Here is a 2248-nt window from a genome sequence, read left to right as displayed (position 1 = left end):
AGCCACTCCTCTTGGAATGGCTTCCCGTTCTCGCGTTGTCAACGATCGGCAACCTGTGCAATCTTATGTGTATTGACGGTAAGGTATATGCTCCAAAAGATCGGTAAATTGGTGAATAACTACATCGGCGCCGTCCAGTTCACCTGGTTTGGCAAATCCAAAGTCGCACCCGATCGTTTTTAACCCGTTGGCCAGCCCCGCTTCCACATCGGAGTGTCGGTCTCCCACCATCACGGCCTGTTTTACCTCATAATCCTTGATCAGCTTGGCCACGAGGTCCTTTTTCGATTTGGTGCCAAAACGTCCGGCCGAGTAGAGATCCGTAAACAAGGGCTTGATGCCGAAGTGTTCACAAATGCCGTCGATATAGCGCTCCAAACCGTTGCTGGCGACAAACAGCGCCGCACCATTTGCGTGCAGTTCCTGCAAAACCTCGCGCACGCCCGGATACAAATCGGTAATCCCCTGCTTTAACAGGATCAGCTCATTTTCCAGCATCCGCTCGTCTGCCAGTACTTTGACCTCTTCGCTGGCCCCTGGCAGCAGCTTCTCCCACAATTGTTCAATCGTCATCCCGAGTACATTGGTCAGTTCCTTCTCGTCTGGAGTGGCTTTGTTCCATAGTCCTCTCTCTCGCAGCTCCTCGAATGTTTTTTGGAATGCGGGTGTAGACAGCCGCTCTGTTTGCAGCAGCGTACCGTCCATGTCAAAAAGAACTGCAAAGGAAATGCTCATGGTATCCTCCTATCCTTCTTCTCCCGCCAAGCTCTGCATGTCGTTGCGAATAAACTCGGCTATATTTTGCGCTGCTTTCGGCTTTGCTATTTTTTGAGCCATCCTCTTCATGTATTCCACTTTCGTCGGGTCGTGGAGCATCTCGTGAATAAAGTAAATCAACTGCTCCGGCACATGAGCGTGAACAGCACATCCGTTGTTTAACAGGAAATGGCTGTTTCGCTCCTCCTGGCCTGGAAGCGGATTGTAAATAATCATGGGAACCTGCTTGCTCATCACCTCGGCCGAGGTCAGGCCACCCGATTTAGTCACAATCAGGTCGGCAATCTCCAGGTACTCGTGAAAGTTGTTGACAAACCGCAGCGGTATGACATTATGACGATACGTTCGCTCGCTTACCTTGCGATACAGCTTGTCATTCGTTCCTGTAAGGATGAACACGGTCAACGGCAAGTCGATGTGTTCCAGCCCGGCAAGGACTTGTTCCATTGACCCGAGCCCGAGTCCTCCCCCTGACAATATGATACTCAGGTGGTCGGTCGATACCTGGAGCTTTTCTCGAATCTTGTCTGTTTCGAGAGGCTCGCTATACTTGCTCATGATGGGGATCCCCATAGGAATGAATTGGGCATGGTTGTGTCGGTAGATGTCCACCAGGTAGTACAGCTGTTCATGAGCGATAAAGTAATAGTTAATATGATGATTGATCCATGACGGATGAATCGTATAATCTGTGATGATGGTGTAGATCGGCTCTTTCCAATTATTGCGGCCTTTTAATACTGAAAGCATGCAGCTGGCAAACGGATGCGTCGCTATGAAAGCATCCGGTTGCACGCTGTTGATTAGTTTTTTTAGTTTATTGGCCAACAATTTGTTCATTAGAACGTTCATGTCGAAAAATCTGGTTTTTTCGGTATTGTGATAAATGCGTCCCCACATTTTTGGTGATAAACGAAGCAGGTTCATGTAGCTTTCCAGCAAGATCTTGTGAAACGTCGGGCTGATATACTCCAAAGTATCGATGATCATCGATGTGTAGCCGATCTCGGCTAAGCTTTCCTGCATGGCTCTGGCTGCCTGATTATGTCCGTTGCCGATGGAAGCAGAAAAGATCAAGATCTTTTTCATGATATTTCTCCTTCATTTCCTCACTCTTTGCCTCTTCAACGTTAGATTTGATCCCTTATCATGTTAGTGTACCCTTCTTCTCTCTGCAAGGGGGAAGTTGTCGGCGGAAAAGGATAATATCTCGACAGGTTTCCTCATTTCGTCCCTGCCTGTTACAGGTCATCCGTTCTTTGACAGAAAACGCATGCATGAAATAACAAAAAAAGCCTGACTACCAATCGGTAACCAGACTTGCTTCGCGCCTTCAAAACTGGATATGCATGCAATAAGGATTTACGTGGATAAGTCCTCGACCGATTAGTATTCGTCAGCTCCACGCGTTGCCGCGCTTCCACACCGAACCTATCAACCTCATCGTCTATGAGGGGTCTTACCAGCTTAA

Annotated in this window: 2 protein-coding genes and 1 rRNA gene; all 3 read right to left on the bottom strand. The window is 48.2% G+C overall.

Annotated features, from left to right (window positions below; genetic code table 11):
- Positions 1-63 precede the first annotated feature (63 nt).
- Positions 64-735, bottom strand: coding sequence for an HAD-IA family hydrolase (locus Q3F21_RS27000; RefSeq protein WP_340259659.1), 672 nt, complete (start codon positions 733-735; stop codon positions 64-66).
- A 9-nt stretch (positions 736-744) separates the two neighbouring features.
- Complete coding sequence (locus tag Q3F21_RS26995; RefSeq protein ID WP_340259657.1) at positions 745-1866, bottom strand: MGDG synthase family glycosyltransferase; 1122 nt, start codon at positions 1864-1866, stop codon at positions 745-747.
- Between the two features lie 277 nt (positions 1867-2143).
- Positions 2144-2248 (bottom strand): 23S ribosomal RNA (locus Q3F21_RS26990); the annotation flags it as partial.

Origin of the sequence: Brevibacillus borstelensis (assembly GCF_037834415.1) — a bacterium.
GTDB classification, from domain to species: domain Bacteria; phylum Bacillota; class Bacilli; order Brevibacillales; family Brevibacillaceae; genus Brevibacillus; species Brevibacillus borstelensis_A.
The sequence above is the reverse complement of the archived record's forward strand: the minus strand, read 5'-3'. Positions and strand labels throughout refer to the sequence as shown.

What these genes read in the sequence shown, in the direction of transcription:
- Q3F21_RS26995 (WP_340259657.1), bottom strand. Translation starts at nt 1,866, where the DNA reads ATGAAAAAGATCTTGATCTTTTCTGCTTCCATCGGCAACGGACATAAT.
- Q3F21_RS27000 (WP_340259659.1), bottom strand. Translation starts at nt 735, where the DNA reads ATGAGCATTTCCTTTGCAGTTCTTTTTGACATGGACGGTACGCTGCTG.